The 15532-nt window shown below is 63.5% G+C and carries 15 protein-coding genes; 11 read left to right on the forward strand and 4 right to left on the reverse strand.

Annotation, left to right across the window (positions count from 1 at the left end):
* Positions 1-53 precede the first annotated feature (53 nt).
* On the forward strand, positions 54-275 hold the full coding sequence (locus tag ACODSO_RS21635) for a hypothetical protein (RefSeq protein WP_068373033.1): 222 nt from the start codon (positions 54-56) through the stop codon (positions 273-275).
* Here ACODSO_RS21635 and rsgA read toward each other — a convergent pair.
* The 4 genes from rsgA to ACODSO_RS21655 form a co-directional block, all read right to left on the reverse strand.
* Complete coding sequence (gene rsgA / locus ACODSO_RS21640; RefSeq protein ID WP_489038737.1) at positions 272-1267, reverse strand: ribosome small subunit-dependent GTPase A; 996 nt, start codon at positions 1265-1267, stop codon at positions 272-274. The genes ACODSO_RS21635 and rsgA overlap by 4 nt on opposite strands.
* A 145-nt stretch (positions 1268-1412) precedes the next feature.
* The gene (locus ACODSO_RS21645) at positions 1413-2978 is read right to left on the reverse strand and encodes an AMP-binding protein (RefSeq protein ID WP_489038764.1); all 1566 of its coding nucleotides are present in this window, start codon (positions 2976-2978) and stop codon (positions 1413-1415) included.
* Positions 2978-4072, reverse strand: coding sequence for an acyl-CoA dehydrogenase family protein (locus ACODSO_RS21650; RefSeq protein ID WP_489038738.1), 1095 nt, complete (start codon positions 4070-4072; stop codon positions 2978-2980). Before ACODSO_RS21650 ends, ACODSO_RS21645 begins: the two co-directional genes overlap by 1 nt.
* A gap of 19 nt (positions 4073-4091) precedes the next feature.
* The gene (locus ACODSO_RS21655) at positions 4092-5270 is read right to left on the reverse strand and encodes an acyl-CoA dehydrogenase family protein (protein ID WP_489038739.1); all 1179 of its coding nucleotides are present in this window, start codon (positions 5268-5270) and stop codon (positions 4092-4094) included.
* A gap of 187 nt (positions 5271-5457) precedes the next feature.
* On the opposite strand from ACODSO_RS21655, the gene ACODSO_RS21660 reads away from it, so the two are divergent.
* The 10 genes from ACODSO_RS21660 to ACODSO_RS21705 all read left to right on the forward strand — a co-directional run bounded on the left by ACODSO_RS21660 (position 5458) and on the right by ACODSO_RS21705 (position 15518).
* Complete coding sequence (locus ACODSO_RS21660; protein WP_068373049.1) at positions 5458-5649, forward strand: ferredoxin; 192 nt, start codon at positions 5458-5460, stop codon at positions 5647-5649.
* Positions 5650-5688: 39 nt separating this feature from the next.
* Positions 5689-6618, forward strand: a complete 930-nt coding sequence (locus tag ACODSO_RS21665) for a 3-oxoacyl-ACP reductase (RefSeq protein WP_489038741.1) — start codon at positions 5689-5691, stop codon at positions 6616-6618.
* 239 nt (positions 6619-6857) lie between these two features.
* A complete protein-coding gene (locus ACODSO_RS21670) occupies positions 6858-7622 on the forward strand; it encodes an MlaE family ABC transporter permease (RefSeq protein ID WP_489038742.1) in 765 nt (254 codons plus the stop codon).
* Positions 7623-7633: 11 nt separating this feature from the next.
* The gene (locus ACODSO_RS21675) at positions 7634-8485 is read left to right on the forward strand and encodes an MlaE family ABC transporter permease (RefSeq protein WP_068373058.1); all 852 of its coding nucleotides are present in this window, start codon (positions 7634-7636) and stop codon (positions 8483-8485) included.
* Between the two features lie 2 nt (positions 8486-8487).
* A complete protein-coding gene (locus ACODSO_RS21680; protein WP_489038743.1) occupies positions 8488-9636 on the forward strand; it encodes an MCE family protein in 1149 nt (382 codons plus the stop codon).
* The gene (locus tag ACODSO_RS21685; RefSeq protein WP_489038744.1) at positions 9633-10661 is read left to right on the forward strand and encodes an MCE family protein; all 1029 of its coding nucleotides are present in this window, start codon (positions 9633-9635) and stop codon (positions 10659-10661) included. The genes ACODSO_RS21680 and ACODSO_RS21685 overlap by 4 nt, the downstream gene beginning before the upstream one ends.
* Positions 10648-11703: an MCE family protein gene (locus ACODSO_RS21690; protein WP_489038745.1), complete on the forward strand. Its 1056-nt coding sequence runs from the start codon at positions 10648-10650 to the stop codon at positions 11701-11703. The genes ACODSO_RS21685 and ACODSO_RS21690 overlap by 14 nt, the downstream gene beginning before the upstream one ends.
* Before the next feature lies 1 nt (position 11704).
* A complete protein-coding gene (locus tag ACODSO_RS21695) occupies positions 11705-12961 on the forward strand; it encodes an MCE family protein (protein WP_489038746.1) in 1257 nt (418 codons plus the stop codon).
* Positions 12958-14121, forward strand: a complete 1164-nt coding sequence (locus ACODSO_RS21700; protein WP_489038747.1) for an MCE family protein — start codon at positions 12958-12960, stop codon at positions 14119-14121. Before ACODSO_RS21695 ends, ACODSO_RS21700 begins: the two co-directional genes overlap by 4 nt.
* On the forward strand, positions 14118-15518 hold the full coding sequence (locus tag ACODSO_RS21705; RefSeq protein ID WP_489038748.1) for an MCE family protein: 1401 nt from the start codon (positions 14118-14120) through the stop codon (positions 15516-15518). Before ACODSO_RS21700 ends, ACODSO_RS21705 begins: the two co-directional genes overlap by 4 nt.
* Positions 15519-15532: the final 14 nt, after the last annotated feature.

Genomic DNA, 15532 nt, shown 5'->3' on the forward strand with positions numbered 1-15532 from the left:
TGAGACTAAGCTGCTCCACGAGCACAAGTCGACGAGTCGAATGGAGACGATCAGTGGCTTCCGAGATCGCAGTAGGCGACCTGGTTCAGGCGAGCGGTCATGCCGGGCCGTGGAAGGTGCTCGAGATACGCCAGGGTCTCGCGTTGCTCGAGCACCTCGACGGCCACCGATTGTCCGTGCGGACGACGACGCTGTCCGTGGTCCGCAAGGCATCGCCCGTCGACGCTGCAAAGCCTGCCGTCGACGAGCCCGAATCGCCGACCCTGTTCGACTAGCGGTTCTTGTACATTCGCCGCTGTATTTTCGACAACTTCTTGGCTTCGGCGAGTCGGCGACTGTTGGCGCGCGCATCATGCCGCGTCGTTGCCCAGTAGTTCTCCCGCTGTAACCGCTGGTAGTTGGCGATTCTCCGGGGGTCGACGTTCTCCTGGACAGCGCACCCGGGCTCGCTGGTGTGTGCGCAGTCGTCGAAGCGGCAGTGTTGCGCCAGTGCTTCGATATCCGAGAACGTCTGCTGTAAGCCCTCTTCCGAAGATACGAGCCCGACCGAACGCAGTCCCGGGGTATCGATGACGGTCATCCCCGGGGTCGCCAGCGGTATCAACTCGCGCCGGACCGTGACGTGTCGCCCCTTCGAATCGGCCTCTCGGACAGTGCCGGTGTCGAGCGCGTGTTCGCCGATCAGAACGTTGGCGAGGGTCGACTTGCCCGACCCGGACGGCCCGATCAGGGCGACCGTCCCCGCGAGACTGTCTGTGAAGCAGTCCATTCCCGAACCGGTGTGCGAGCTCACCGCGAGTGCTACCACGCCCGGAGCGGCAGATCGGACGGCATCGAGCCGACTGTCGGTGTCGATGCCCCTGTCGCACTTGGTGACGACGACGACAGGTGTTGCACCGCTGTCCCAAGCGAGTGCCACATATCGTTCGACACGACCGAGATCGAGATCGGTGTCGGCCGCCACGGTGACGACAACCGTGTCGACATTGGACGCAAGTGTCTGGGGGGTCGAGGTGGTTCCCGCCGACGCCCGGACGATCGCTGTTCGACGCGGAAGTACCGCCGAAATCGTGTCGGAGTCGACGAGAACCCAGTCGCCGGTGCACACGTCGTGTCGGCCGGATCGGGCGCGGACGATGCCGTGGGCGGTGGCGACCCCGCAGGCGCCGCGGTCGACCACCGTCACACGACCGGGTTCGCCGGGAGAGTCGATCGCCTGATAGAGGTCGTGCCAGTGGGAGTTGTAACCGTAGGAGTCGAGAAGCATGAGGGTGAGCCTTTCGAAGGGCCGACCCGCGGTGTACAGGTCAGCCAGGAACGTGGGCAGAAGGTGCCGACGGCGCGGCCGTATGCCGAATGGGCATGTTGACCTCCTGAAGTTCGATTCGAAGTGTTGACTCGACCAGACGTTATCAGCGCCCGGGATGGGTGCCAATCGATTTTTCGAGATGCTGACGGTCCAGCTCGGAGAGGCGCCGATACGGGCCGGCCGGCTCCGTCGACATCCACACCGGGTCGGGAGTGTTCCACCGCTGTCGCTGTAGCTCTCGCGTGAGCACCTTGTGGGTGGCGGTTCTGGGGAGTTCCGTGCAGATCCGGATCAGCTCGGGTCGTGCGCGCCTCGCCAAGTCGGGCTGCCTCGCCAGGAACTCAACCACGTCGGCGACGGCATCGACGTCCTCGGCGACGATCGCCGCCATGACTCTGTCGCCCGGGCCGTGCGCAGGCACCCCGTACACGCTGGCCGCATGAATCCCGCTATGACGCAGAAGTATCCGCTCGATCGGTGCGGACGCGAGGTTCTCGCCGCCGACTCGCATCCACCCGGTGGACCTACCGGCGAAGTACACGAAACCGTCGGCGTCCTGATAGGCCAGATCGCCGCTCCAGTACATCCCGCCGCGCATGCGGTCGGCATCGGCGTCCTCGTCGTCGTAGTAGCCGCAGAACATTCCGCGACCGGCTGTGTTGACGAGCTCGCCGACGGCGGCTTCTTCGTTCACGAGGCATCCGTCATCGAATTGCGCTATGGCGCAATCATTGCCCGATGCATCGAGAATCTTCACGTCCTCCGGCATCGGCCCCAGTGCCGTCGGCGGTGTGTCCGGAGTCCGCGCTATCGAGATCCCTCCCTCGGAGGATCCGAAGCCGTCCACGACCGTCACCGCGAACCTGTCTGCGAACTGTGCGGCCGCACCGGGCGTCGCTTCGTTGCCGTAGACCACGCGCAGAGGATTGTCGCGGTCGTCCGGCTGTTGGGGCGTCGCCAGAACATACGTCAGGGGAGTGCCGACGTAGTTGGCGTAGGTGGCCCCGAACCGGCGGACGTCGGGAAGAAACCCCGATGCCGAGAAAGTCTTTCGTAGAGCGAGATTCGCGCCCGCGGCCAATGCGACGGCCCAGCCTGCCATGATCGCGTTCGAATGAAACAGCGGCATCGAGACATAGACGGTGTCGGAGGGGCCGAGCTGAAACCTCGACGCCAACATGATTCCGGGAGTGACGACCTTGTCGTGGGTACATCGGACGGCTTTCGGCTCGCCGGACGTTCCCGAGGTGAAGACGAGCATGAACAGGTTCTGCGGGTCGGGCTCGCTAAGAGGTTCGCCCAGTGCGATGTCGGCGATGTTCATGGCGTCCGGTACCAGATGGATGTGCTCGGAGTCGGTGAGGATCAGCTGGCAGTGGGTCCGCCGGGCATCATCGACGATCGACGGTCCCGAACGCGTCGAGTTGAGTCCGACCACAACGAAGCCTCCGAGCGCGGCCGCGCCGAGCAGGAAGGAGAACTCGGGAACATTGGCGAGCAGCACTCCGACGTGGGGCGGCGCATCGGCGTCGAGCATGCCGTCGATGTACGCGGCCCAGCGTCGTGATTCCGTCACGTGCTCTGCCCAGGTGATGCGCTGATCTTCGAACAGCAGCGCCGTGGTCGAGTCGTTTTCGCGTGCGAGGAGCAGGTCGGTGACGGTCTCCATCACGCCGGGACGGACGCTAGCGTCGCGCCGAGTCGTCCGAGTTGCGCTGTGGCGCCCCCGTATGCGAATTCAGCGCGCTTGGCGGCCAGGAAGTATCGATGGACCGGATGATCTCGATCGAGGCCGACGCCGCCGTGGATGTGGACCAGCGTGTGCGCAACTCGATGGCCGGCGTCGGCAGCCCAGAACTTGGCGACGGCAACCTCGTCGTCGCCCTGCCTGCCTGCGGACAGGACCCAGGCCGCCTTCCAGAGGGTCAGTCGCGCACCCTTGACGTCGATGTAGGCGTCGGCCAACCGCTGCGCCACGGCCTGGAAGCTTCCGATCGGCTTTCCGAACTGCACCCGTTCGCGCGCGTATTCGGCGGTGACCTTCAGCGATTCCTCCAGCACGCCGAGCTGGTAGGCGCAGGTTCCCAGCACTATTCGAGCCCTGATCCAGCGTGCAATGTCGCTGCCCCCGAGGCGTCGGTTCGGTTCGAGGGCAACGGAGTCCAGTTCTACCAGCCCAAGGCTACGATTGTCGACGCCGTGCTGTGGCGTGATGGTGACCCCCGGGTCGTCGGCGCGAACGAGGAATACCCCGTCGGTGGTGGTCACGACGAATCCATCTGCGACAGTGGCACTGTCGACGGACATCTTCGTACCCGTCACCGTCCATCCGGTGGCTGTTTCCTCGGCTCGGGTAAGGGGATCGAGCAAGTCCTCGCCCTGTTCCTCTTCGAGGGCAAGCGTGAGTATCGACGATCCGGCTACAGCCGGCGCTGCCCAGTCCGTCGTCTGCTGTGCCGTCCCGAATTCGGCCACTGCGGCCGCGGCAGTGGAGCTCACGACGAACGGCACCGCAGCGAGACCTCGGCCCAGCTCGACGGCAATCGACGTCGATTCGAGGACGCCGAATCCGTCACCGCCGACGGACTCGGGTGCAGCGGCTGCCAACAGCCCGCCGGCTGCCAACGCGCTCCACAGAGACTTATCGATCGTGTCGGGGGTCGAATCGAGTTGTCGTTGAACGTCGTTGGTGCTGTATTTCGCTACGAGGTCGCGGGTGAGTCCGGCGAGATCGCGTTGGGCCTCGGTCGTCGTGAATTCCATGGTCTCATTCCTTCGGGAGTCAGCGAGCCGAGGCCGGCAGGCCGAGTGCAGTCATACCGATGATGTCGCGCTGCACCTCGTTGGTGCCGCCGCCGAATGTAAGAATCAACGAGGAGCGGTGCAGGCGTTCGAGTCTGCCGTGTAGCTGCGCGCCGGGAGAACCTTGGCGAAGGGTAGCGGCGGGACCGAGGACTTCCATCATGGTGCGGTACGCCTCGGTGGCGAGTTCGGTGCCGTACACCTTGTTGGCCGACGCGTCCGCTGGTCCGGGAGCAGATTTGGCGCTCGCGAGTTCCCAGTTCTGAAGCTCGAGGTAGGACACCTTGGCGTGCACCCGTGCGAGGGCGATCTGGACCCACTCCTGGTCGATGACTCTGGTGCCGTCCGGCCGCTTCGTGTTCTGGGCCCACATACGGGTTTCGCGAAGCGACGCGACCAGCGGCCCGGCGGAGGTGAGCGCGACGCGTTCGTGGTTGAGCTGGTTGGTGATCAGCGACCACCCACGATTCTCCTCGCCGACGAGCGCACTCGTCGGCACGCGCACGTCCTGGTAGTAGGTGGCGCTGGTGTCGGGACCGGCCATGGTGTGGACCGGGGTCCACGAAAATCCGTCGGCGTCGGTAGGGACGATCAGCATGCTGATGCCGCGGTGCTTCTTCGCATCCTGATCCGTGCGGCACGCGAGCCATACGTAGTCGGCGTACTGGATGAGCGAGGTCCACATCTTCTGCCCGTTGATCACGAAGTCGTCGCCGTCGCGCACCGCGGTGGTGCGGAGGGATGCGAGGTCGGTGCCGGCTTCGGGTTCGGAATAGCCGATGGAGAAGTGCAGCTCGCCCGCCGCGATGCGGGGGAGGAAGAACGACTTCTGTTCCTCGGTCCCGAAAGCCATGATCGTCGGTGCCACGCTGTTGATCGTCAGGAATGGGACCGGTGCGCCCGCGATGGCCGCCTCGTCGGTGAAGATCAGCTGTTCCATGGCCGAGCGGGCTTGCCCCCCGAACTCCTCTGGCCAGCCGAGCGCGAGCCAACCGTCCTTGCCCATCTGGTGGACGACGTCCCGGTAGACCGTGCCCTCGCCGTATTCGCCCGAGGTGGAGCTCAGTGCTTCGCGACGCTCCGGAGTGATCAGGGTGGCGAAGTAGGTGCGGAGTTCCTCTTGGAGCGCGGTCTGCTCCTGGGTGTATGCGATATGCATGCCATACCTCTTTTCGGTGCTGGGCAAATCATTGCACACGAGGTGTAACAGGTTCTAGTCTTGAGTGGGGGCGCGGCTCCGCCGCACTGGCGTGGTTATGTGCATCCTGGTGCACTCAACCGTGCCACTGGCGGCGGAGCCGCCCTACGGAAACGGCGGCAGAACCGCCCTACGGAAGGAGCGAACCATGGTCGAGGTCGACTTCGATCTCTGCGAGTCCAACGGCGTCTGCGTCGGTGCAGCTCCCGACGTGTTCGATCTGAACGAGCGCGACGAGCTGATTGTGTCGGACGCGGCGGCCGAGCTGCCCGAGAACAAGGATGCGATCGAGGAGGCCATTGCCGGCTGCCCGCGCGCGGCGATTCGGTGGCGGACCTAGCACCTTGCCAAGAATGAGAACACGTTCTACATTTTGTCCGTGAGCGACGAACAGGTACGACTTGACGGGCGGGTTGCGCTCGTCACCGGTGCGGCATCAGGGTTAGGGCGGGCAGAGGCGATCGGGCTCGCGCAGTCGGGTGCGAGCGTCGTGCTCGGAGACATCGCCCCGGGACCAGCCGTCGACGAAGCCATCGATCTGGTGAAACAGGCCGGAGGTGAGGTCGCGTTCGTCGCGGGCGACATCGGTGAACGATCGACCGCGGACGCCATGTTCAGTGTCGCGCAGGAGAAATTCGGCCGCGTGGACATCGTCGTCAACAACGCCGGGATCGTCCGAGATCGCATGCTGTTCAACATGTCCGACGAGGACTGGGACGCTGTGATCAAGGTGCATCTCCGGGGGCACTTCCTGATGACCCGCAATGCGGGCGCCTACTGGCGGGCTCGGTCCAAGGCCGCGGACAGTCCGGTCTATGGCCGAATCGTGAACACGTCCTCCGAGGCGGGGCTTCTCGGGCCGGAAGGGCAGGCGAACTACGGTGCGGCGAAAGCCGGCATCACCGCGCTGACATTGTCGGCATCACGCGCACTTGCGCGATACGGTGTGCGTGCCAACGCAATTTGCCCTAGGGCGCGAACCTCGATGACCGAGTCGGTCTTCGGGTCGGCGCCCAGCGACGGCCTCGATCCGCTCTCGCCCGAACACGTCGCCACCTTGGTCCGCTACTTGTCCGCACCGTCGTCCGAGAGTGTCAACGGGCAGGTCTTCGTCGTCTACGGTCCGATGGTTGCACTCATGGCGGCACCGACGGTCGAGGCGCGTTTCGACGCCGTCGACGGGGCCTGGACTCCGGAAAATCTGGCCGAGCAGCTGGGTTCGCACTTCTCCGGACGTGATCCGTCGAGGACGTTCTCTGCCTCTGCCGCGCTCGATCTCGGTGCGCCGCAGGTCACGGCTGGTAATTGAGCTTTGTCGTTTCGGCTACATCGGTAGCCGGAGAGTACGAAGATGGTGACCGTCGGGTGGTCATTGTCGTCGATCGGAAAACTAGATCACGTTCTAGTTTGGGATTCGCCAGACGTCAATGATGTTGTCGAATACGTTGAACTGCAACAGAACAAACGTGAACGGCGCGTCTCTTTTGACTACCGAACATGTTCTAGTTAATATGACCTGAGTCACACGCGACAAGTAGGGGAGGATTCATGAACGACCTCCTTCTCGTACCGCTACGTGCGGTAGGCGCGTTCTTCGACATGGCGTGGTACACCCTCCGCGCAGTATTCTCTCGGCCGTTCCAGCGGCGCGAGTTCGTCGACCAAGCCTGGTTCATCGCCCGCGTCTCCATGGTGCCGACTGTCCTCGTCGCCATCCCGTTCACGGTCCTGGTCAGCTTCACCATCAACATTCTGCTGCGAGAAATAGGTGCAGCCGACCTCAGCGGGGCGGGCGCCGCCCTCGGCGCGGTCACCCAGGTCGGCCCCATCGTCACCGTCCTGATCGTCGCCGGTGCTGGTGCGACGGCTATCTGCGCCGACCTCGCGGCACGCACCATCCGCGAGGAGATCGACGCGATGCGCGTGCTCGGCATCAACCCGATCCACCGCCTCGTCGTGCCACGGGTACTGGCATCCACCGTCATCGCTCTCCTGCTCAACGGCCTGGTGTGCACCATCGGCATCCTGGGTGGTTTCGTGTTCTCGGTGTTCCTGCAGGGTGTGAACCCGGGGTCGTTCGTCAGCGGGATCACCTTGCTCACCGGGTTCGGCGAGCTCATTGTGTCTCAGGTCAAAGCCGGACTGTTCGGAATGATCGCCGGGCTCGTCGCGTGCTTCCTCGGGTTGAACGTCAGGGGCGGCGCGAAAAGCGTCGGCGACGCCGTGAACCAGACCGTCGTGTTCGCCTTCATGGCGCTGTTCGTCGTCAATGTCGTCGTCACCGCCGTCGGTATCAAGTTGACGGCCGGATGAGGGAGCGCTGAATGGCCCTCGCTGCGACAGGTCGATTCCCGTTGACGCGACGGCGCATTGCCGGCGCGTCGCGTTCGGCGGACCGTGTCGGTGAGCAGGCGATCTTCTATCTCCAGGCACTGGGTTCGGTTCCGCGTGCCGCGGTGCGCTACAAGAAGGAAACGCTGCGACTCGTGGCCGAGATAAGCATGGGGTCGGGAGCGCTCGCCGTCATCGGCGGCACGGTCGTCATCGTCGGCTTCCTGACACTGTTCGCCGGCGGAACCATTGCGGTTCAGGGATTCTCTTCACTCGGGAACATCGGCGTCGAAGCGCTCACCGGATTCTTTGCGGCATTCATCAACGTGCGGATTGCAGCTCCGGTCATCGCGGGTATCGGGCTGGCCGCCACGATCGGTGCGGGTTCGACGGCTCAGCTCGGCGCGATGCGCGTCTCGGAGGAGATCGACGCACTCGAATCGATGGCTATTCCGTCCATTCCGTATCTCGTCAGCACCCGGGTACTGGCAGGGATGGTGGCGATCGTCCCGCTGTACTCGCTGGCGGTGATCGCCTCGTTCATCGCGAGTCGCTTTGCGACAGTGGTGATCTACGGCCAATCACCCGGGGTGTACGACCACTACTTCGACACCTTTCTGATACCGACGGACATTCTGTGGTCGTTCGCGCAAGCGATCGTGATGGCTCTTGCCGTGATGTTGATCCACACCTATTACGGCTACACGGCAAGCGGTGGACCGGTCGGAGTCGGTGTTGCAGTAGGTAATGCGGTACGCGCATCGCTGATCGCCGTCGTCACCGTGACCCTGTTGATCTCGCTCGCCATCTATGGCAGCTCCGGCAACTTCAACCTGTCGGGATAGCGATGAAAAAGCTCGCCGCTGCCGGCCTCGTTCTCGGTCTCGTTGCCATCGTCGCGATTGCGTTGACGATGTTCGGTGGTGGGTTCACCGAGACGGTCCCGGTCACCGTCACCTCCGACCGCGCGGGCCTGGTCATGGATCCGCAGGCCAAGGTCAAGCTTCGCGGTGTCGAGGTCGGCCGGGTCGCATCCATCACGCACGAGGGCAGCGAGGCGCAGATACATCTCGATCTCGACCCTGCCATGTTGCCGATGATCCCGGCGAATGCCGCAGTCGACATCAAGTCCACCACGGTGTTCGGATCCAAGTACGTCAACTTCCTCGTTCCCGCCGACCCGTCGGCGCAGAGCATCGAGGCCGGTGCCATTATCCCGGCAGAGAGTGTGACCGTCGAGTTCAACACATTGTTCCAGCACCTGTCCGAGGTGCTACAGAAGCTCGAACCGGAGAAACTGAACGCAACTCTCGGTGCAGTCTCCTCGGCACTGCGCGGGCGCGGCAACGAGTTGGGTGAGCTACTCGAGGACACCGATGCATATTTGGCAACGATGAACCCGTCTCTTCCCGCGCTGCAACGTGATCTGTCGGCTGCGGCAATCGTGACGAACGTCTACGCGGATTCGACGCCGGATCTGATGCGCGTTCTCGATAACGCGACCACGACCTCGGCCACGATCGTCAGCGAGCAGGCGAACCTGGACCTGCTGCTGATGAATGTCACGGGTCTCGCCGACACGGCGAATCAGGTTCTGACCGAAAACGAACAGCCCCTCGTAACGGCCCTCGGAACGCTTACGGCGACAACGACTCTGCTCGACGAGTATTCCCCCGCCCTGACATGCTTCCTCGTGGGCCTCAACAAGGGTCGGATCGCGTTCGGACCACTCGCGGGTGCGGGAGACAATGCGTCGATCCAGTTGAGTTCGAGTTTCCTGCTGGGCGATCCGGCGTACACGGTCGAGAAGGACCTACCGAAGATTGCTGCGTCCGGCGGGCCCAACTGCTACGGGCTGCCGGACTTCGATCCGAAGCAGGGCCCGGCGCCGTTCGTTGTCGCGGATACCGGGACCCAGCCGTACATCCCGTCCACCCAGCCCTCGGTCAACGTGCCGACCATCTTCCAGTTCCTGTTCGCGGGAGCGTGGCCATGAGAAGCAACACGGTCAAACTGTCCATCTTCGCGCTCGTGATGGTGCTGGTCTTCGGTGCGTTGGCGCTGGTGTTGAGCCAGTACCGATTCGGTAGCACCGACGGCTACCACGCCGTCTTCACCGACGCCTCGGGGCTGAAGTCCGGTGACAAAGTCCGCATCGCGGGTGTGCCCGTCGGATCGGTGTCGGGCGTGAAGGTCGCGGACGGAAACCTCGCCGAGGTCGACTTCGACGTAGATTCGAAGTATCGCCTGCTGTCGAGCACGGCGGCGACGGTCCGATACGAGAACCTCGTCGGCGACCGCTACCTGGAACTACTCGAAGGACCCGGTGGCACCGAGGAACTCGGCGATGGTGGGACCATCGAAGTCGCGCAGACATCGCCTGCCCTGGACCTGGACATGCTTCTGGGCGGATTCAAGCCCCTGCTGCGGGGGCTCGATCCGCAGCAGGTCAACGACCTGTCAGCGGCACTGCTGCACGTGCTGCAAGGTCAAGGAGGAACGTTGGTATCGCTTCTGGCCAATACCAATTCGTTCACCAATACCCTCGCCGATCGAGATCAACTGATCGGTGACGTCATCACCAACCTCGAGACCACTCTCGAGACCATCGACAGTCAGGGAGAACAGTTCGAGACCACCATCGACTCGTTGCAGCAGCTCATCAGTGGGCTTGCTCAGGACCGTGATCCCATCGGCGCCGCGATACCCAAGATCGACTCCGCCGCAGCAGATCTCGCCGGGCTTCTGCAAGCATCGCGACCCGACATCCAGTCGATGATCGCCGAGGCCGGACGCACTGCGACACAACTGGACCTGGGCAAGGACACCATCGATCAGGTGCTGACGCGACTGCCGAGCGACTACAAGAAGCTCATTCGCGTCGGATCGTACGGAAGCTTCTTCCAGTTCTACCTGTGCTCCAATACGTTCAAACTGTCCGGACCCGACGGTCGGACGCTTCTCGTTCCTACGGCGAAACAGGACACGGGGAGGTGTGCAAACATAAATGGACAAAACTAGAAACTTCGCACACGTCGGCATCATCGGGATCGTGCTCGCGGTCTGCATCGTGCTCGCGACGCTGCAGTACGACAGGCTTCCGTTCCTCTCCAGCGGTACGAACTACTCGGCACTGTTCGAGGACGCAGGCGGACTGATGATCGGCGACGATGTGACGGTCGCAGGCATTGCCGTCGGCAAGGTCGACGACATCTCCCTCTCCGAGCAGGAGGTCCGCGTCGAGTTCACGGTGCAGGAAGACATCGAACTCGGCGACGCGACGAGCGTGGACATCAAGACCAACACGATCCTCGGTCGCAAGTCGCTGAAGGTCACCCCAGCCGGCGCCGGCGCGATCGGTATCGACGACGTGATCCCTTCGAGCAGAACCAATTCGCCGTACTCGTTGACCGAAGCGCTCGGCGATCTCGGAACCACCGTGTCCGAACTCGACACCGAGCAGCTCGGCGATGCGATGAACGTCGTGTCGGACACCTTCGCCGATACTCCGCCCGACCTGAAAGCTGCACTCGACGGCGTTTCTCGTCTGTCGGAGAGCATCAACTCTCGCGACGAAAGCCTGCAGGACCTACTCGAACGGGCCGAGAGCGTCACCGGGATACTCGCCGATCGCAGCGGTCAGATCAACCAACTGATACTCGACGGCAACGAACTCTTCGGTGAGCTCGATCGTCGCCGCACCGCGATCAGCCAGTTGATCACCAACATCTCGGCGGTGTCGCGACAGCTGACGGCGTTGGTCCAGGAGAATCGGGCACAGCTCGGACCGACGCTCGAGAAGCTGAACTCCGTGGTGGCGGTGCTGCAGAAGAACAACGACAACATCGCCGGTGCACTCGACGGTCTCGGTCCGTACATCAGCGCGTTGGGTGAATCCGTCGCAAGCGGTCCGTTCTTCAACGCCTACATTCAGAACATTCTGCCCAGTTCGTGGTGGAAGACCGTCGTCGACAGTGTTGTCGCGCCGGAGCAACTGCCCAGCACGCTCATCGATCTGCTCCCGAAGAATGCACCACCGATCCTGAAGCCGCCGGGGGAGTGAGATGAAGAAGATCGTGATCGCCGCAGTGGCCGCCGTGCTGGTCGTTGCCATCGCCACCGCAGGCTACTTCGTCTACATGGGCGCGACGCGTACAACCGTTGTCGCACAGTTCTCCTCGACGACGGGCCTGTACGCGGGCGACGACGTTCGAGTGCTCGGCGTGAACGTCGGAAAGGTGCGGTCGATCGACCCACAGGGCGACGACGCGACGGTGACCATGGACATCGACTCGGACGTGAGCATCCCGGCCGATGCACAGGCGGTGATCATCGCGCAGAGTCTCGTCTCGGCTCGATTCGTCCAGATCACGCCCGTCTACGCAGGGGGACCCGAGCTGGCCGACGGTGCTGTCATTCCGTTGGAGCGCACCGCAGTTCCGGTCGAGTGGGACCAGATCAAGACCGAATTGACGAAGCTGTCGACCGCCCTCGGCCCTGATGGTGTCGACGAACAGGGACCTGCGGGACGATTCATCGACACGGCCGCCGAGAACCTCGACGGCAACGGTGAGTCGCTCAGGTCCACGTTGACGGAACTGTCCGACACCATGCGGGTGCTCTCCGACGGTCGCACCGACCTGTTCGCGACGATTCGCAACCTGCAGACGTTCGTCACCGCGCTCTCGAACAGCAACGAGCAGATCGTCCAGTTCGGTGGCAGGCTTGCGTCGGTATCGCAGATGCTCGGCGAGAGTTCCGACGAGTTCGGTGTGGCGATGACCGATCTCGACATCGCCATCGGGGAGGTGCAACGCTTCGTCGCCGACAACCAGGCCGGCCTGGTCGAAGGAGTCGCGCGGCTCGCCGACGCCACCCAGGTGCTCACCACCAAGCGTCCCGAGATCGAGCGGGTACTGCACGCTGGGCCCAATGCGTTGGCCAACTTCAACAACATCTACCAACCGGCACAGGGGACGTTGACGGGCGCGATCGCGGCGAACAACTTCGGCAATCCGATCAACTTCGTGTGTGGTGCCGTGGCAGGAATCGAGAACACCACCTCGGAGCGGAGTGCGGACCTGTGCAAGCAGTATCTCGGACCGGTTCTGAGCTCCTTGGTGTTCAACTATCCAGCGTTTCTCGCGAACCCGATCATGGGTGCCGACGCCAATCCCGATCAGATCGTCTACACCGAGCCGGGATTGGAACCGGCGGCCCCCGCACCTGCACCTGCCCCTGCCCCTGCACCGGTTACCGCGCCGGCTATGCCGACTGTTGCGGTGCCGAGCCTCGGCGACCTGTTGGGAGGCGGACGATGAAGCGCACCCTACTCGCTGCTCTGTTGGTGCTTACGTTGGCCGGCTGCCAGTGGGACGGACTGAACTCGCTTCCACTACCGGGAACGGAAGGACGAGGAGAGAACGCGTATCAGGTGCAGATCCAGATGCCGAATGTCACGACGCTGTCCCAGAATTCGCCGGTCATGCTCGACGATGTCACCATCGGAAGCGTCGCGGGAATCGAGGTCCAGGACTGGCACGCGCTGGTGACGGTCGCGCTGAACGAAGGAGTCGAGCTGCCGGAGAACGTGTCGGCCAAGATCGGTCAGACGTCGCTGCTCGGTTCCCAACACCTGGCGTTGGTGCCACCCGAGAATCCGGAAGGCCGTCTGGAAGCGGGCGATACGATTCCGCTCGACCGCGCCGGCGCGTATCCCACGACCGAACAGACACTGTCCTCACTGTCGGTGGTGCTCAACGGCGGCGGTCTCGCGCAGATCCAGGACATCACGACGGAACTGAACAACGCGTTCGGCGGACGCGAGGATTCCGTCCGTGACCTGCTGCCGCGACTCGACGAACTCGTATCCAGCCTCGATGCGCAACGCGGGGACATCATCGACGCCATGAGCGGCATCGATCGACTGGCAGTGACCGTCCAGAATCAGAACGCGACTCTCACCAGGGCGCTGAACGAGATTCCGCCGGCGCTCGACGTGCTGATCGCAGACCGCGAAAACATCACCACTGCATTCTCGTCCCTCGGGAATCTGAGTGAGGTGGTGAGTCGGCTGATCGAGACGTCGGGGCAGGACTTGCAGACCAACATCGCAAGCCTGACACCGGTGCTGAAGGCCTTGGCCGACTCCGGTAACGCACTCACCGACGTGTTGTCGGTGCTGTTGACATACCCATTCCCGCAGGAGGGCATCGACAACGTCATGCGCGGGGACTATGCAAATCTGGCGATGACGATCGACATGTCGCTTCCACGACTCGACGCGAACTTCCTGACGGGAACACCGTTGGCGGGCAGGATGGGTGGACTGGAGGGCGCGCTCGGGACGCAGGCTGCGCCGACGGCATCGTCGGCAGTCGATCCGCTGCTCGCCCCGGTGGCTCCGCCGACGCTGCAGATCCCGGGCCTACCACCGATCGAGCTTCCGGTCATTCCCGGTCTCGGGGTGCCGGCGCCATGATGCTCACCAAGTTCGTTCGCGCACAATTGATCATCTTCTCGATCCTCACCGTCCTCGGGCTTGTGGTCATGGCGACGCAGTACGTCGGAGCTCCGGCTCTGGTCGGCATCGGGCGTTACGGCGTCACCGTGCAGCTGCCCACCACGGGTGGTCTGTACCCACACGCGAACGTCACGTACCGCGGCACCACGGTGGGCGAGGTGAGTTCGGTGCGCCTGACGCCCGACGGCGTCGACGCCGAAATGTCGATCGAGAGTTCCTATCGCATCCCCGCCGACGTCGATGCTCAGGTCAAGAGCGTATCTGCGATCGGTGAGCAATACGTCGATCTGATCCCGCGCACGAGTTCGGGACCCGCGCTGGTGAACGGGGACGTGATACCCGAAGACCGGACGACGGTGCCGCAGGACGTCGGTCCGATGTTGGATCAGGCCGACGTGCTGCTGAGGAGTATCTCCGATACCAGGCTCGAGACAGTCGTCGACGAAGCGTTCAAGGCGTTCAACGGGACCGGTCCGGAATTGCAACAGCTCATCGATTCGGCGCGGTTGTTCGTCCAGGAAGCGCAGGCCAACTCGGAACAGACCAAGATCCTGCTGGATCAAGCCGGCCCGTTGCTCGACGGACAAGTCGTCAGTAGTGACGCGATACGTTCGTGGACAAGCAATCTCGCGACCTTCACCGACCAGCTGCGCGCCAGCGATCCGAATCTGCGAGCGATCATCGAGAAGGGTCCTGCAGCGGCAGCCGAGGCGAACCAACTGTTTCAGAATTTGCGGCCGACGCTCCCCATCCTGGTCGCCAACCTCGTCAGCATCGGGGAGGTTGGAGTCATCTACAACGCAGGCATCGAGCAGATTCTGGTGCTGTACCCGCCGGTCACGGCCGCACTTGTCACCGCAGCGGGAAGCGGACCGGCGGACGAGGGGGCCATCGTCGACTTCCAACTCGAGGTCAACGATCCTCCGGCATGCACGACGGGCTTCCTGCTACCCGAGCAACGCCGCGATCCCAACGAGATGTCGATACCCGACACCCCCGCCGATCTGTTCTGCAAAGTCGACCAGAACGACAGCACCGCCGTCCGTGGGTCGCGTAACTTGCCGTGTATGGAAGTGCCTGGACGGCGAGCCCCGACGCCGGAGATCTGCCGCAGCGCAGAGGGATACGTGCCGCTCGGCAACAACCCACCGTGGGGACCCGTCGAACAGGATCAACCGTCGTACACCGAAATCCCGAGCGGCGAAAGCAGTGTCGCGCCTGCTTCGGCGGCCAGGCCGTACAACCCGCAGACCGGAACCTACGTCGCACCCGACGGCACGGCGTACCATCAGCCGACGCTCGGAGGCGTAGACGGTATTGCCGGCCTGATGACGGGGCAGCAGGATGTCGGGTGAGTAGGGGTGCAGTC

This window comes from Rhodococcus sp. FG69 (assembly GCF_057808915.1).